The organism is Aquirufa aurantiipilula (genome assembly GCF_019923745.1).
GTDB classification, from domain to species: domain Bacteria; phylum Bacteroidota; class Bacteroidia; order Cytophagales; family Spirosomataceae; genus Aquirufa; species Aquirufa aurantiipilula.
In genome coordinates this window covers 1-15,997 of record NZ_JAANOG010000011.1, presented here as the reverse complement: position 1 = coordinate 15,997, position 15,997 = coordinate 1, and the positions used below count along the sequence as shown (strand labels likewise).

The following is a 15,997-nucleotide window of genomic DNA, read 5'->3' as shown; positions in this document are numbered from 1 at the left end:
TTTCATATGAAATGACTTTAGTCAAACAGTTGTAGTATTTGATTTTTTCCATTTATTTTGTGGAAATATCTTTCAACTCAATTATAACTAAATTCCAAATTTATGCAGAAAAGATTTATTACTCGTTCTGTGTTATTGGGGGCGTTTTTTGCGCTTTTGATGGCATTGCCGATTGGGCAGCTATTTGCTCAAGTTACTAGCTCCTCCTTTACCGGTACTGTTACCGATGCTAAAGGAGAAGTTTTGCCAGGTGCTAGCGTTTTAGCTGTGCACACTCCATCTGGGACCAAGTATGGGGTAGCCACTAACGCTGCTGGTCGTTATACCCTTATTGGTGTTCGTGTGGGTGGACCATTTGTTTTAAAAGTAACTTTTGTTGGTTACAAAGAACAAGTTAAAGACAATCTATTCACTAGTTTAGGTACATCTACCAACGTAAGTTTCAAGTTAGAGGAAGAAGGACAACAATTACAAGAAGTTGTAGTAAAGTCTTCTCGTTCAGATTTGTTTAGTTCAAACAGAACAGGGGCGGCTACTTCATTCGCTACTGAAACCATCAATGGTTTGCCTACAATCGGTCGTACAATTGACGATATTACCAAATACAACGCGTATAGTAATGGCCGTTCATTTGCAGGACAAGATTCACGTTTCAATAACTTCACCATTGACGGATCTGTTTTCAACAATGGTTTTGGTTTAGGTAGTTCATCTCAAGCAGGTGGTCGTACGGGTACTACAGCCGTTTCTTTGGACGCAATTGAGCAAATTCAAATTAACATTGCTCCATTTGATGTGCGTCAGTCAGGTTTTGCTGGTGCTGGTATCAACGCCGTTACTCGTTCTGGAACAAATGACTTCACTGGATCAGCTTATCATATTTTCAGAAACAGTGATTTAGTAGGAAAGAAAGCTGATGGTAGAGATTTACCTTCCATCAACATTTCAGAAAAGACAACTGGTTTCCGTGTAGGAGGACCATTGATTAAGGATAAATTATTCTTCTTTGCTAATTACGAAGAATTTAAGAGTTCAACACCTGCATTAAACTGGTCAGCTAACCGTTCTGGAGCTACCGGTAACGTATCTCGTGTATTGGCTTCAGATATTGAAGATTTGGGAAATTTCATGAAGACTAATTTCAACTATGAAATTGGTGCCATTGATAATTTCAATAATGAAGTTACTTCGAAGAAAGGTTTGTTGCGTTTAGATTATAACATCAACAACAACAACAAATTAACGATTCGCTACTCTCAACATGATTCAGAGTCTGGATCAATCATTTCTAACTCAAACAGTAGTAATACGGCTGGAAATGGTAACCGTACAAACTCTGCTTTAGCCTTGTCTCCTCAAAATACAGGGTATATCATTCAAGATAATACACGTTCCATCGTAGCCGAGTTAAACTCAACGCTTAACTCTAAGTTTGCGAATAACTTCATTGCTACGTATAACAAGCAAATTGAAGATAGAGCTCAAACAGCTTTGTTCCCGACAATTGATATCTTGAAAGATGGTTCTACCTATACTTCATTAGGTATGGATCCATTTACTCCAAATAACAAGTTGAATTATTCTACTTTGAATTTTACTAACAACTTGACTTATTTCAACGATAAGCACACATTCACATTTGGATTAAGTTATGAGTATTTCGTATCAAATAACGTATTCTTCCCATCTTCGAATGGTGTGTATGTGTTTAATTCGATCAACGATTTCAAAACGGCAGCTTTGGCCTACAAAGCCAATCCAAATTTAGCTGTTTCTCCAGTTGTTATGCCTCGTTTTAACTACCGTTACTCTTTATTGCCAGATGGTGCTGAGCCATTACAACAATTGAAAGTTTCTACCTATTCAGCTTATTTGCAAGATGAATTCCAGGTTTCTGAGAAATTTAAAGTGACTGGTGGTGTACGTTTTGATTTGTTCTCTTATGACAATTCAACTTCTGCAGACTTTTACAATCCAATTGTTGCAGGTTTGACTTACAAAGATGAAAACGGTAAGGATTTGAAAGTAAACACAGGCGCTTTCCCTCCAGCAAAATTATTGGTTTCTCCACGTATTGGATTTAACTATGATGTCAATGGAGACAAATCACTACAAGTACGTGGTGGTACAGGATTCTTCGTATCTAGAATTCCACAAGTATTGGTTTCTAACCAATTGGGTAATAATGGTGTGAATACAGCTGTTATTTCAGCTTCTAACACAACGGCATATCCATTTACAATGAATCCAACCGTATACAAGCCAGCTACTACTGACATCAATAAGTTGCCAGCTTATGTAGTGAACGCTTCTACAGAAGACTTGAAAAACCCAATGATTTGGAAAACAAACTTTGCCATTGACAAGAAATTGCCTTGGGGCTTAGTGGGTACATTGGAGGCTATTTACAACAAGAACATCAATTCTTTACGTTACATAGATGCTAACTTAAAAGCACCAGCTGCTACTTTTGTAGGTCCAGATAACCGTAGTCGTTTCAATACAGCAGGTCGTTTTATTAACTCAGCTACAACCAACGTATTCGTATTAACAAACACAGATAAAGGTGAATCATATTCATTTACAGCAAAATTAGAGAAACCAACTGTTGATGGTTTTGGTGGTATGTTAGGTTATACTTATGCTGTTGCTAAGGATATTCAATCTGTAGGTTCTACTGTTCAAGCTAACATTGCTTCTGAATTTGGTCAAAACTATTTGAATACTTCTTATTCAGATAATGACTTACGTCATCGCTTCGTAGGATTTGTAAATTACCGCTTGAATTATGGTGGAAAATTAGGTGGATCTACCATGTTTACTTTAGGTGCAGTTTCATCTAGCGGTTACCGTCAATCTTACACTTTTGGTGCTGATTTCAACGGAGATGGTCAAATCAACGATTTAATTTATGTTCCATATAGAGCAACTGATTTAACATTTACTCCATTGACAGTTAATGGTCGTACTTATACTCCAGCTGAACAAGCTGCTGCATTTGACGCATTCATTGATGGAAATGAGTATTTGAGCAATCGTCGTGGAATGTATGCTGAACGTAATGGTGCTTACTCTCCTTGGTTAACTCGTTTTGACTTTACTGTTGAGCAAGATTTCCATATCAAAACAGGTAAGAACAAGAAAAATATCATCCGTTTACGTGCTGATATCTTGAACGTAGGTAACTTATTAGATAATACTTGGGGTGTAGGTTGGGTTCCAACAAATGCTAACCCATTACGTTTCACTACAGCGTCTAATGGAACTGTTACGTATCAAATGGGTACTCAAGTTATTCAAAACGCTTCAGGAGCTAACGAAACTATCTTATTACGTGATTCATTCGTGAAATCAATCAACGTAAATAATGTTTGGCAAGCTCAGTTAGGTATTCGTTATATCTTCGAATAATCGAAATAGACAAATCCTATATGTTAAAACAGGCTGCTCATTCGGGCAGCCTGTTTTTTTTTCAACGCATTTTTTCACGCTGGCAAGGTTCCAAACCTTGACAGCGTTGTGCGTTGATAACGATTTCGAAAATAAATTTATTTTAATTCGAAATTCTTTATCAAGTTTCTGATAAAGTTAGGACAATAAAAAAGGCCAGCGAAAGCTGGCCTTAATATAATCATGTTCAGGTTTTTATTTAAACTCCTTATGATGAGCTAATCGATGTAAGTCTTCCTGACTTAATGATTTGAAATATTCATAGGTGATTTTTAAACCTTCAGCTCTAGAAACCTTCGGTTCCCAACCTAATATGGCTTTAGCCTTAGTAATATCTGGTTTTCTCTGTTTAGGATCATCTGTCGGCAAAGGCAGAGAGATTAACTTCTGACTAGTACCCGTCAATTTGATAATTTCCTCTCCAAACTCCTTGATGGTGATTTCATCTGGATTTCCGATATTCACAGGTTGAGCATAATCGCTTAGCAATAAACGATATATTCCTTCTACCAAATCATCAACGTAGCAAAATGCTCTTGTTTGAGATCCATCACCAAACATAGTTAAGTCCTCACCTCGTAAGGCCTGACCAATAAATGCAGGTAATACGCGACCATCATTCAATCGCATTCTAGGGCCGTAGGTGTTGAATATACGGACAATACGCGTTTCTACTCCGTGATACGTGTGGTATGCCATGGTCATAGCTTCCTGAAAGCGCTTAGCTTCATCATATACGCCTCTTGGACCAACTGGATTTACATTTCCCCAATACTCTTCAGTCTGCGGATGAACCAATGGGTCTCCATAAACTTCAGAAGTAGAGGCAATCAATACACGTGCATTTTTAACACGTGCCAATCCTAAACAGTTATGAATTCCCAAAGAACCAACTTTTAAGGTTTGAATTGGGATTTTCAAATAGTCAATAGGGGAGGCTGGAGAAGCAAAATGAAGAATATAATCTAATTCACCAGGTACATGGATGAATTTAGATACATCATGGTGATAAAATTCAAAGTTGGGTAGCTTAAAAAGATGCTCAATGTTTTTCAAATCACCTGTGATTAAATTATCCATGGCAATCACATGAAAACCCTCTTTGATAAATCGATCACATAAATGTGACCCTAAAAATCCTGCACCCCCTGTTATTAATACTCTTTTCATTTCTATGATTTATGATAATACGGTTTGACGGCCAATCGAGTAATACGTATACCCCAATTCTTTCATTTGAGATAATTCATATAAATTTCTACCATCAAAAATGACTTTGTTTTTTAGCAATGAATCCATTTTTTCGAAATCCGGTGTACGGAATTGAGGCCATTCAGTGACAATCAATAAGGCATCCGCATCCTCTAGGGCTTCGTATGGATTTTTGCAAAATTGGACACTATCTCCTAATAAAGCCTGAACATTTGGCATAGCTTCAGGATCATAAGCTTTAATAGTGCATCCTGCTTCTAATAATGCTTCAATGTTATACAAAGCCGGTGCTTCACGAATATCATCTGTGTATGGCTTAAATGCCAAACCCCAAATGGCAATAGTTTTGCCTGCTAAATCTTCCTTGAAATACTGGCGAACTTGAGGCAATAATTTAGTCTTTTGGTTTTCATTTACGCGCATAACGCTATCCAAAATATGGAACTTGTAATTATTCTCTTCGGATGTTTTAGCTAGCGCTTGAACATCTTTTGGAAAACAACTTCCACCATAGCCAATACCTGCAAATAAGAAGCGCTTACCAATACGAGAATCTGTACCAATACCGCGACGAATATCATCCACATTAGCACCCACCAATTCACATAAATTGGCTATTTCATTCATGAAGGTAATCTTGGTTGCTAAAAACGCATTGGCCGCATATTTGGTCATTTCAGCGGAACGTTCATCCATAAAAATGATGGGATTTCCCTGGCGAACCAAAGGCGCGTACAATTTGGTCATTAATTCTTTAGCTCGCTCAGATTCAGTACCTATCACTACTCGATCAGGTTTCATAAAGTCTTCCACTGCTACACCTTCACGTAAAAATTCAGGATTAGATACCACATCAAAAGGAACCTTCGCATGTTTTGCAATGGCATTTTTTACCAATTCTGAAGTGCCCACAGGAACAGTACTTTTATCAATGATAACTGTATATTCTTTCAATAATGGGCCTAAATCATTGGCTACCTGTAAGATGTATTTTAAATCTGCTGAACCATCTTCTCCTGGAGGAGTTGGTAGGGCTAAAAAGATTACTTTAGCTCCTTCAATTCCATCAACCAACGAAGTGGTAAAATTTAAACGACCTTCTTCCACATTGCGGTGGAATAAATCTTCTAAACCTGGCTCATAAATGGGTACAATACCCGCTTTCATTTGATTAATCTTAGCCTCATTGATATCGACACATGTGACGTGGTTACCTGTTTCTGAAAAACATGTTCCTGTAACAAGGCCTACATATCCCGTTCCTACTACCGCAATTTTCATGGGTTAATCTTTATTTAGTTCAAAAATTTGGCTCAAAATTAGCCATTTTTCTTTTAAAATTTATAAATGCAATGGATAATCAAAACTTATTTAGCCATCGGTATTATTTTACCAATACTTCCTGAAGGCTCCATGCAACCTAACCAATTTGCTAAGGTGGTAGATATGTCGCTAATGCTAGTTCTACTACTTAACTCTTGAGGTTTCACCTTCCAGCCATAAAATAATAAAGGTACATGTGTATCATAAGCATATAAGGTACTGTGGGTGGTACCCGTTTTTCCTCCCATAAACCATTGTGGTTTTAATAAAATCATGAAATCACCACTTCTTGAGGGATTATATCCATTCGATACCAATTCTTTGTAAGGTTGAATCAAACTACTATTGGTTACATCCTGCATATCCACTATGGTGGAAGTACCTTCTATTTTGGAATAAGCAGTCAAGATTACTTGATGTAGTTTTTTGCGATTGATGGCTAATTTTTCTACTAATGCATGGTCAATGTAAAGTTGTGAATTCTCACTTCCCACAATTAATTTATCTGTTCCAAATTCTTTTTGTAGGGCATTTTTAACTTCCGTTAAAGCTTTACCAGCTTCAAATACTCCACCAGGCATTTTTTTAGATTGTAAGTATCCAGGTACTTCTGCTACAGCATGGTCAGCTGTTAAAAATACTAATACTCGATCTTTGCCAAATTGCTTATCCAAATAGCTCAATAATTCAGCAATATCTCGGTCCAAACGTAAATACGTATCTTCCAATTCGATGGATTGTGGTCCAAAAGCATGACCTACATAATCCGTGGACGAAAAGCTGACCGCTAAAAAGTCAGTGTTATTGTTTTGTCCTAATTTTTCTTCTTCAATGGCTTTCAAAGCAAAATCTTTGGTTATTGAATTACCATATGGAGTAGAACGAATGATTTCCAATGGATTTGGACCTTCTAGTGCATGTGGGAATGTTGGTGTTTTTTCTGATGGTAATTTTCCCTCAAAAGGTAAATTGTCTTCCGCACTTTGTACATAGCTTTCTATTGGATATAACGTATTCCATCCTTGCTTGACATATTTTAGCGCTTTTTCTTCCGAATTAAACTTCTGAACCCAAGTAGGTAATTCTTTCATGTAAAATGAGGATGTAATCCAGCGTCCTTCTTTGGAATCATACCAATATGACCCATTGGCCGTATGTCCTCCAGGTAAAATAGCTCCACGGTCTTTCAAGGCAATTGCTATCGTTTTAGATCGGAAATTTTGTGCAATTCTCAATTGGTCAGTAATAGTGCTGGTCCAAAGATTTTTGGGCGACATAAATCCCGTTTTGCCTGTAGTTCCTACCGTTGTAACCGTACTGTCTTCTGTACAATATACCTTTTTTCCCGTGGCTACATCTGTCCAATCATTTCCTACAATACCATGAACGGCAGGTACTGTTCCTGTATACACACTAGCATGGCCAGCAGCAGTTACAGTTGGGGCATAGTTGTAATGATTATCCTGACAATTTAATCCTTCGCGCATTAAACGTTTGAAACCATTATCGCTATATCGATCTTGATATTTATATAAGTAATCATAGCGCATTTGATCAACCACAATGCCTACAACCAAGGCTGGTCTTTTAGCTAATGATTTAGTTTTATTTTGAGCCCAAGTCGTGCTGATGCTAAGTAGACTGATGATCAAAATGGCAAATACTTGTGTCGTTTTTTTCATGAATAAATAGGGAATTCTGTTAATGTATTCGTTTTTTGGTGTAATAAATCGATTTCTAATAATCTTGTTTCCAGTCCATTGGTAAGTACTAAGAACTTGGAATTAATTTGCTTTTGATATTGACTAATCTGTTGCCATGTAACATTAGTTAGTTTCACATGTGGAGCTTTACATTCAATGATCATAAACACACTTCCATCTTTGGCAAAAATTTGAATATCACTTCTCCTTTGTAATTGATTGACACTAATGCCTCCTTCAATTTGAATCATGGCACTCGGGTAATGTAAATGACTCGTAATGTACTGCAAACAATGTTGACGGACCCATTCCTCTGGAGAAAGCAATCTATATTTTTTGGCGATAGGGTCAAAAATATAGAGTTTTCCATCCTTTTTTTTTAATTTGTAATCATAAGGGGGAAATTGGAGCGTCAGGTCAGCTATCGGTTGCATCATGGGCCATTACACAAACTCTAAATTAATCTATTTGTAGATTAATTTCATCACGAACTTTATCTTTTCATGAAAACTAAAGAAGAAATTGTACAAAATTGGTTACCCCGCTACACAGGTACACCATTGGAAAAATTTGGTCAATACATTTTATTAACCAATTTCAAGAATTACGTGGACATGTTTGCCCAAAAATTTGACGTAGAAATTTTAGGACAAGATCGTCCTATGCAAACCGCTACCGCCGATAACATCACCATTATCAATTTTGGTATGGGTTCACCCATGGCAGCAACAGTGATGGATATTCTTTCTGCCATTTCTCCTAAAGCTGTATTGTTTTTAGGAAAATGTGGTGGACTTAAAAAGAACCTAGCATTGGGTGATTTAATCTTGCCTATTGCCGCCGTTAGGGGAGAAGGAACATCGGATGAATATATGCCCAAAGAAATCCCAGCATTACCCTCTTTCCGTTTACAGCGTTCCGTGTCTTCCATGATTAAAAAACATGAAAAAGATTATTGGACAGGCTTAATTTATACAACGAACCGTCGGGTTTGGGAGCACGATGAAGAGTTTAAAAAGTATTTGTCAGACATCCGTGCTATGTGCATCGACATGGAGACGGCAACGATTTTTACGGTGGGATTTGTCAATAAAATACCACGTGGAGCTTTGCTTTTAGTATCTGATAATCCAATGACTCCCGATGGTGTAAAAACGGATGCTAGCGATAAAAAAGTAACTGATAACTATGTGAATCTACACCTTCAAATAGGCATAGACGCTTTGGAAGAGTTAGCTTCTTCTGGAGAATCCGTAAAACACTTACGTTTCGAATAAATTAGTTACAGAAATCTCGGATTACTTGGAAGGAAGGATTGTATCCTAATTCTCCTGCTTTACTTAAATCCAAGCATCCGGTGGTATCAGCTAATGCTAATTTGATTATACCTCTGACAAAATAAGCTTCAGCGTATTTGGCATTCAATTTGATGGCATTACTACAATCTTGAATAGCACTGCGCTGATCTCCAACATTGGATTTGGCCATTGCCCTCATGAAATACGCATCTGCATAAATAGGATTCAAAGAAATGGCTCGATTGTAATCTTCCATCGCTTGTTTGGGATCGCCTGACTTTGATTTTGCCAATCCTCGATTGAAATAAATTTCAGCCCTTTCAGTTGTGAATTCTGCAATTTTGATTTTATCTTGAACCGAATTTCGTAATTCATCCAATACCGCCTTATTCATTTTTGCGGTATATAGAATTTTAGCATTATCTAAATTTCCCATGTCCACAGCTTTGGTATAATCCTCAATAGCACCTCGTTGATCTCCTAATTTAGATTTAACAAATCCTCTTCCGTAAAATGCCTCTACTTTGGATGGTTCTAATTCTAAAGCTTTGTTGAAATCTTCTAAAGCTCCTTTTTCACCATTTTCTCCTCTGAAATTTTCCAATTGAGTTTTACAAAATCCTGAATAATACCAATCATTGGCCTCATCCGGACTGATTTTTAAAGCCTCATTAAAATCCTTTAAGGCATTGGCAAAATCATTCAGTTTCATTTTGGCAAATCCTCTTCCAGAATAATAGGTAGATCTTTTTGGACTTATTTCAATGGCCTTGCTGTAATCTTCAATACTGCTAGCGTATTCCCCTAATTTCACTTTGCAATCCCCTCTAGCGGCCAAGCACGGAGCATATTCAGGATTTAATTCCAAGGATTTGTTGAAGTCGGATAAACCACCACGGTAGTTTTCTAATTTGCTTTTTGATAATCCTCGGGAATAGTAAGCGGTTGCCTCCAAGGGATTTAAACGAATCGCTTCGTTGTAGTCTTGAATAGCAATTTTGTGATTGTCTTGCTTACTATAACTCTGACCACGAGCAATAAATGCTTCATAGTAAGTTGATTTTAATTCAATCGCTTTTTCGAAATCTAAGATTGCCCCACGAAAATCTTTTAGGTTATACTTCGCAAATCCACGGTTATAAAAGGCAACTGGATTCGGATTGGCTGTGTTTTTCTCAATTTCAATACTGAAGTTGCGGAGAGCTTCGGCATAATTACCTGTTTTATTTTGAGTTAAGCCTAACTCCATGTAATTAACAGCATCTTGGGCCAGTATGGAATTAGAAAAAATAAGCAAGCAGGCAAAAGCCAGAGAAGTCCACTTCATGTTTTAATGTCTATTTATGGTGTAAAAATAAGGGAAATCACTCGCTAAGAAAAATTTGTGTAAAGCCAAATACCAAAATAAGCCATAAGGTTATCAAAGCCGTTTTTTTCAAATAAGGATCTATTTGAGCAGGAGTTAAATTGGGTTGTAATTTGTTGGCTAATAGTGCAATGGGAATATAGGCCGCTAACATACTGGAGTTTTGAAGAAAAGTAGGAGGAACCCCAAAATTCATCATGGGATATATACCAAAACTTAAGATGCTTAGAATGTATAAAAACTTTTGATATAAAAATCCGGCTGTTTTACCAATTCGAACGGGAATGGATAATTTTCCTTGTTTTTTATCATTTTCTAAATCCCTTAAATTATTCAAATTCAATACAGCAACAGACATAAATCCACATCCAGCAGCAGGCAAAAATGTGGCTAATTTGAATTCCAAAGTTTGTAAAAAATAAACGCCTACTGTACCTACTAAGCCAAAAAAAATGAAAACAGAGAGGTCCCCCAATCCCATATATCCATAAGGTCTTTTACCAACGGTATACGCAATGGCAGCACCGATGGCCAAAAGTCCTACAACTAAAAAGCCAAGAATGATTTCCAAGGGGGCCGTTTGAAGGCTAGTAAACAATAAACTAATTCCTGAAATGAATGCTAAAAGTGCACTTAGGTATACAGCATTTTTCATTTCAGTCGGACTGATAGCACCTGTCTGAACGGCTCGTAAGGCTACTTTTCTATCGGCATTGTCTATGCCATTTTGAGTATCACCCAAATCATTGGCAAAATTGGATAAAATTTGAAGTAGGAGGGTAGTTAGAATAGCTAAGGCGCCAATAGTCCATTGAAAGTGGCCATCCACATAGGCTAAAATATTACCTAAAATGGTACTGGCTATGGCCAGAGGTAATGTGCGGGGCCTGGCGGCTTCTACCCAACGATTCATATGCTTGTATTTATTAGAAACAAACATCCCTGAATTTTGTGAATTCAGGGATGTAAGAAAATGATTATTTCGCTAAAGCTTGGAGAAATTCTGGGCTCGAAGGTTTGATAGCTGATGCGAAAAAGTTGACTAATTCACCTTTTTCGTTGATGACATACTTGCAAAAATTCCAGCTTGGTTCTTTTTCATTCCAACCGTTTCCTTTTTTATCTGTAAGCCATTTGTATAAATCACACTTACCATCGCCTTTCACTACGACTTTCTCCATCATCTGGAAACTAACTCCGTAATTTTTTTGGCAAAAGCTGGCAATTTCCTCATTGCTACCTGGTTCTTGACCACCAAATTCATTGGCAGGAAAACCTAAAATAACTACATCTTTGTTTGCTTGGTGGAATTTCTCCCAATCTGCATACTGTGGTGTATATCCACATTTAGAAGCCGTATTTAATACGACAACTTTCTTTCCTTTGAATTGGCTAAAGTCAATAACCTTTCCATCAATTCCTTTCATTTTAAAATTATGAAAGTTCGGTGCTGCAACAACAGTTTCCACGTTTTCTGGGCGATTTAAAATGGTGTTTTGTGTAAACGGCAATGTTAGAGCCGTTAATAAGGATCCAATTTTTACAATATTTACTAGCATAACGACAGTGATTAATATAAGTGAGAAAGTTAAGATTCGTTTCATGTTACATTCGTTCAGGTGAAACTATCCCCAATAACGAAGTTGCGTGCTGAATTGTTTTGCCTGTTAAGTCTGCCAAGGTAAGTCGAATTGTTCTAATCTCCTCGTTTTCTTCATTTAAGATGGTCAATTCATTGTAAAATTTATTGAATTGTTTAGCTAAATCAAAAGAATATTGAGCAATTATTGATGGGGAGAAATTCTCACATGCTTCTGCCAATTTGCTTTTGTAAGTTCCCAACAAAAATATTAATTCTCTTTCCGATTCGGCAAAGGATATTTTCGATTGAGTTTCTCCATTAAGTGGATAGCCTTTTTCTATGGCTTTTCTACGGATAGAGCAAATTCTTGTGTGTGTATATTGGATAAATGGCCCTGTATTTCCTTGGAAATCAATGGATTCCTCAGGATTGAATAACATACGTTTTTTAGGGTCTACTTTCAATAAGAAGTATTTTAATGCTCCCATGCCCAATTGCTGAAATAATTGATTGGATTCTTCTTCTGTGAATCCTTCAATTTTCCCTAATTCCAATGTTCTTTCTCTAGCAGTATCCACCATTTCCTGCATTAGGTCATCCGCATCTACAACTGTTCCTTCTCTCGATTTCATTTTACCGCTTGGTAAATCCACCATACCATAAGAAAGGTGATAGTTCCCCAAAGAGAATGGTTTATTCAGTTTCTTTAAAATATGGAATAAGACTTCAAAATGGTAATCTTGCTCATTACCTACGACATAAATTGACTGCTGAGCTCCAAAGTCTTCATATTTCAATTGGGCTGTACCCATATCTTGAGTGATGTAAACCGAAGTCCCATCCTTTCTTAAGACTAATTTTTCATCCAAGCCCTCATCCTCCAAATTAATCCAAACAGATCCATCAGGTTTTTGGTAAAAAACACCTTGAGATAAACCTTCATCTACTAATTTTTTACCTAATAAATACGTATTGGATTCACGATAAATTTTATCAAAATCTACCCCCATTTGATTATAACTAGCCGCAAAACCCTCCAATACCCAGGCGTTCATGGTTTCCCATAATTGAATAACGGCAGGTTCTCCTTGTTCCCAAGCCAATAACATAGCCTGAGCTTGTAACATAATGGGTGCTTGAGCTTTGGCTTTTTCAGGATCAACACCAGTAGAAACTAATTGTTCAATTTCTGATTTATAAGCCTTATCAAAGGCTACATAGTATTTGCCTACCAAATGGTCACCTTTTAATCCACTTGAACTAGGAGTTTCCCCATTTCCAAATAATTGATAGGCCAACATGGACTTACAAATATGTATGCCTCTATCATTAACTAAGTTTGTTTTAATTACCTCATAACCTCCTGCTTTCAGTATTTGAGCTACCGAATAACCTAGAAAATTATTTCTTAGATGGCCTAAATGAAGGGGCTTGTTGGTATTGGGAGAAGAGTACTCAATAACAATTTTTTCATTTTTGGGATCCAACTGAAAAGCTGAATCGTCCGAGGCTATTTCTTGTAATAAACCATACCAAACAGAATCGTGCAAGGAAATATTTAAGAATCCTTGAACTACTTGATAAGCCTTAACTAGTTGTGGATTATTTTCTAATAAATAATCACCCAAAGCTTGAGCAATTTGGGCTGGAGCCTTAGCAGCCCTTTTGGTATAAGGAAAGACAACAAAAGTATAAGCTCCTTCAAATTCCTTTTTAGTTTCTTGAAGACTTAAGTCATTTTCCTCTATGTGAAATAAAGAACTTAAACCAGCTTGAATACTTGCAATGAGTTGTACTTGTATAATCGACATACCAAAGACTAAGAAATTGTGATTAAAATGTTTGCAAAGGTAGCCAATTCAAGCTAAACATTGATTCTTGACTTAATAAAAGAGGAATTAATCTTTACCTTTGTGTTATGATACAGTCCATTTACGACGACGCGTTAAAATCATTAAAATCTGGAGGCGTACTCTTATATCCTAGTGATACCATCTGGGGTTTGGGATGTGATGCCCGAATGGATGCGTCCATTGAGAAATTGTTTGACATCAAACAAAGACCTGAAAACAAAGGTCTAATTTTGCTTATTTCCAAGATTGAGCAATTAAATGAATATGTAGAACAAGTGCCTGATATAGCCTGGGACTTAGTCGATTTTGCGGAAGATCCTTTAACTGTCATTTATCCTAAAGGTAAAAATGTAAGTAAATACGTCTTAGGACCTGAGGGAACCATTGCTATTCGTTTAGTGAAAGATGAGTTTTGTAAAGGTCTTGTTTATCGATACCAGAGAGCGATTGTTTCCACTTCAGCGAATATTTCTGGAGAACCTTCACCAGAAAATTTTGAAACTGTTTCACCAATTATTAAAGATGGGGTAGATTATATTTTACAAAACCCCAATCCTCCTAAAGGAAAAGCTAAGGCATCTAAAATTGTCAAATTAGGCCTGAATGGTGATTATACGATGATTCGTCCATGATAAAAACGGGAAAGGAAATTATTGAGAATCCGATTTTTTTCAAGATTGGAGCAGCTGCTGACCGTTTGGGATTGGATGCCTATGTCATTGGGGGATATGTAAGAGATGCCATTTTAGGAAGAGATAGTAAGAAGGACATTGATGTGGTTTGCATAGGCTCAGGCATTGCATTGGCGGAAGAAGTGGCTCGTGAATTTAATTTGCCAGAACATCAGGTTTCTGTTTTTAAGAACTTTGGAACAGCCATGTTGAAGGTGGACGACTGGGATTTAGAATTTGTTGGAGCAAGAAAAGAATCTTACCAACGTGATTCTAGAAAACCCATTGTAGAAGAAGGAAGCTTGGAGGATGATCAAAATCGAAGAGATTTTACCATCAATGCCATGGCAGTACAGCTTAATTCAGCCCATTGGGGTAAACTTTTAGATCCATTTGATGGAATAAAAGACCTAGAAGCTCGAATATTACGTACACCTTTGGAACCGGGTATTACCTTTTCCGATGATCCTCTGCGCATGATGCGAGCTGTTCGTTTTGCGGCTCAGTTAGGCTTTGATATATTTCCAACTACTTTTGAAGCACTTCAAGTAGAGAATGGGCGCTTGGAAATAATTTCCATGGAGCGTATATCAGAGGAACTAAACAAGATTATTCTTTGCAGAAAACCTTCTTATGGATTTTTGCTACTTGATGCATGTGGAATTTTGCCCATCATTTTTCCTGAATTTGTAAAGTTAAAAGGAGTAGATACTGAAGAAGGAAAAGGGCATAAAGATAATTTTTATCACACCCTGCAGGTATTAGATAATATTTCTCAACATACCGATGACTTATGGTGGCGCTGGGCAGCTATTTTACACGATATAGCTAAACCTGCTACCAAGCGCTTTGATCCGAAAAAAGGATGGACTTTCCATGGACATGAAGAAATGGGAGCAAGGCAGGTTCCGTCCATTTTCAAGCGATTAAAGTTGCCACTGAATGAGAAAATGAAATTAGTTCAAAAGCTAGTTCGTTTGCATTTAAGGCCCATAGCTTTGTCTAAAGAAGAAATTACTGATGCAGCCTTACGTCGACTATTATTTGAGGCAGGAGAAGAGTTAGAAGCCTTAATGACATTGTGTCGAGCAGATATCACTTCCAAAAATGGGGATAAAGTAAAGAGGTATTTAAAGAATTTTGATAAGGTAGAAGAGAAATTAAAAGAGGTAGAGGAAAAGGACTCATTACGAAATTTTCAACCCATAATTTCTGGGGAGATTATCATGCAAGTTTTTGATATTGGTCCAGGGAAAGAGATTGGATTAATTAAAGTGGCTATTCGAGAAGCTATTTTAGAAGGCCAAGTAAAAAATGATTTAGCCTCGGCTTGGGAATTTATGCTGGAAGAAGGAAAGAAACTCGGTCTGAGTCCTCATATTAGTCTTGCTGATTTAGCATAAAAAAAGGTCTCTTTGAACTGCACCCAAAAAGTTAGACAACTTTTTGGGTGTTTTTATGTCAAGAAAAGTCAAGTATTCCTACAAGTTTAAGCTTTCGTGCGTGAAAGCCGTTGTTGAGCTTCATCAGCCTATTTTA

At 37.0% G+C, this 15,997-nt stretch carries 12 protein-coding genes; 4 read left to right on the top strand and 8 right to left on the bottom strand.

Annotation, left to right across the window (positions count from 1 at the left end; translation table 11 throughout):
• Positions 1-102: 102 nt before the first annotated feature.
• Entirely contained in the window at positions 103-3,411 is a 3,309-nt protein-coding gene (locus G9H60_RS11435) for a TonB-dependent receptor (protein WP_223144191.1), read from the top strand.
• A 234-nt stretch (positions 3,412-3,645) separates the two neighbouring features.
• On the opposite strand, the gene G9H60_RS11430 is transcribed toward G9H60_RS11435, so the two are convergent.
• From G9H60_RS11430 to G9H60_RS11415, 4 genes are all read right to left on the bottom strand, one after another.
• Positions 3,646-4,620, bottom strand: a complete 975-nt coding sequence (locus G9H60_RS11430) for a UDP-glucuronic acid decarboxylase family protein (RefSeq protein ID WP_166228663.1) — start codon at positions 4,618-4,620, stop codon at positions 3,646-3,648.
• Between the two features lie 9 nt (positions 4,621-4,629).
• Positions 4,630-5,943: a UDP-glucose dehydrogenase family protein gene (locus G9H60_RS11425; RefSeq protein ID WP_223144190.1), complete on the bottom strand. Its 1,314-nt coding sequence runs from the start codon at positions 5,941-5,943 to the stop codon at positions 4,630-4,632.
• Positions 5,944-6,029: 86 nt separating this feature from the next.
• Entirely contained in the window at positions 6,030-7,667 is a 1,638-nt protein-coding gene (pafA, locus tag G9H60_RS11420) for an alkaline phosphatase PafA (RefSeq protein WP_223144189.1), read from the bottom strand.
• Positions 7,664-8,125 (bottom strand): type I restriction enzyme HsdR N-terminal domain-containing protein, encoded by a 462-nt coding sequence (locus tag G9H60_RS11415; protein ID WP_223144188.1) that lies wholly within the window; start codon positions 8,123-8,125, stop codon positions 7,664-7,666. Before G9H60_RS11415 ends, pafA begins: the two co-directional genes overlap by 4 nt.
• A gap of 66 nt (positions 8,126-8,191) precedes the next feature.
• Here G9H60_RS11415 and G9H60_RS11410 point away from each other — a divergent pair, with 66 nt between their 5' ends.
• Positions 8,192-8,965, top strand: coding sequence for an AMP nucleosidase (locus G9H60_RS11410; protein WP_223144187.1), 774 nt, complete (start codon positions 8,192-8,194; stop codon positions 8,963-8,965).
• A 1-nt stretch (position 8,966) separates the two neighbouring features.
• Here G9H60_RS11410 and G9H60_RS11405 read toward each other — a convergent pair whose 3' ends face one another.
• From G9H60_RS11405 to argS, 4 genes are all read right to left on the bottom strand, one after another.
• Positions 8,967-10,313: a tetratricopeptide repeat protein gene (locus tag G9H60_RS11405; RefSeq protein WP_223144186.1), complete on the bottom strand. Its 1,347-nt coding sequence runs from the start codon at positions 10,311-10,313 to the stop codon at positions 8,967-8,969.
• A gap of 37 nt (positions 10,314-10,350) precedes the next feature.
• Entirely contained in the window at positions 10,351-11,265 is a 915-nt protein-coding gene (gene menA, locus G9H60_RS11400; RefSeq protein WP_223144185.1) for a 1,4-dihydroxy-2-naphthoate octaprenyltransferase, read from the bottom strand.
• A gap of 64 nt (positions 11,266-11,329) precedes the next feature.
• Positions 11,330-11,956 carry a glutathione peroxidase gene (locus tag G9H60_RS11395; RefSeq protein WP_223144184.1) on the bottom strand — a complete coding sequence of 209 codons (627 nt, stop codon included), beginning with the start codon at positions 11,954-11,956 and terminating at the stop codon, positions 11,330-11,332.
• Position 11,957: 1 nt separating this feature from the next.
• Entirely contained in the window at positions 11,958-13,745 is a 1,788-nt protein-coding gene (gene argS / locus G9H60_RS11390) for an arginine--tRNA ligase (RefSeq protein WP_223144183.1), read from the bottom strand.
• A 107-nt stretch (positions 13,746-13,852) separates the two neighbouring features.
• Between argS and G9H60_RS11385 the strand changes: the two genes are divergently transcribed.
• The gene (locus G9H60_RS11385) at positions 13,853-14,419 is read left to right on the top strand and encodes an L-threonylcarbamoyladenylate synthase (protein ID WP_223144182.1); all 567 of its coding nucleotides are present in this window, start codon (positions 13,853-13,855) and stop codon (positions 14,417-14,419) included.
• The gene (locus G9H60_RS11380; protein WP_223144181.1) at positions 14,416-15,861 is read left to right on the top strand and encodes a CCA tRNA nucleotidyltransferase; all 1,446 of its coding nucleotides are present in this window, start codon (positions 14,416-14,418) and stop codon (positions 15,859-15,861) included. The genes G9H60_RS11385 and G9H60_RS11380 overlap by 4 nt, the downstream gene beginning before the upstream one ends.
• The last annotated feature ends 136 nt before the right edge of the window (positions 15,862-15,997 follow it).

Excerpts from the sequence above, each read along its gene's own strand:
- G9H60_RS11380 (WP_223144181.1), top strand. The coding sequence starts at position 14,416 with ATGATAAAAACGGGAAAGGAAATTATTGAGAATCCGATTTTTTTCAAG.
- G9H60_RS11425 (WP_223144190.1), bottom strand. The coding sequence starts at position 5,943 with ATGAAAATTGCGGTAGTAGGAACGGGATATGTAGGCCTTGTTACAGGA.
- argS (WP_223144183.1), bottom strand. The coding sequence starts at position 13,745 with ATGTCGATTATACAAGTACAACTCATTGCAAGTATTCAAGCTGGTTTA.
- G9H60_RS11395 (WP_223144184.1), bottom strand. The coding sequence starts at position 11,956 with ATGAAACGAATCTTAACTTTCTCACTTATATTAATCACTGTCGTTATG.
- G9H60_RS11430 (WP_166228663.1), bottom strand. The coding sequence starts at position 4,620 with ATGAAAAGAGTATTAATAACAGGGGGTGCAGGATTTTTAGGGTCACAT.
- G9H60_RS11410 (WP_223144187.1), top strand. The coding sequence starts at position 8,192 with ATGAAAACTAAAGAAGAAATTGTACAAAATTGGTTACCCCGCTACACA.
- G9H60_RS11415 (WP_223144188.1), bottom strand. The coding sequence starts at position 8,125 with ATGATGCAACCGATAGCTGACCTGACGCTCCAATTTCCCCCTTATGAT.
- menA (WP_223144185.1), bottom strand. The coding sequence starts at position 11,265 with ATGAATCGTTGGGTAGAAGCCGCCAGGCCCCGCACATTACCTCTGGCC.
- G9H60_RS11435 (WP_223144191.1), top strand. The coding sequence starts at position 103 with ATGCAGAAAAGATTTATTACTCGTTCTGTGTTATTGGGGGCGTTTTTT.
- G9H60_RS11405 (WP_223144186.1), bottom strand. The coding sequence starts at position 10,313 with ATGAAGTGGACTTCTCTGGCTTTTGCCTGCTTGCTTATTTTTTCTAAT.
- G9H60_RS11385 (WP_223144182.1), top strand. The coding sequence starts at position 13,853 with ATGATACAGTCCATTTACGACGACGCGTTAAAATCATTAAAATCTGGA.
- pafA (WP_223144189.1), bottom strand. The coding sequence starts at position 7,667 with ATGAAAAAAACGACACAAGTATTTGCCATTTTGATCATCAGTCTACTT.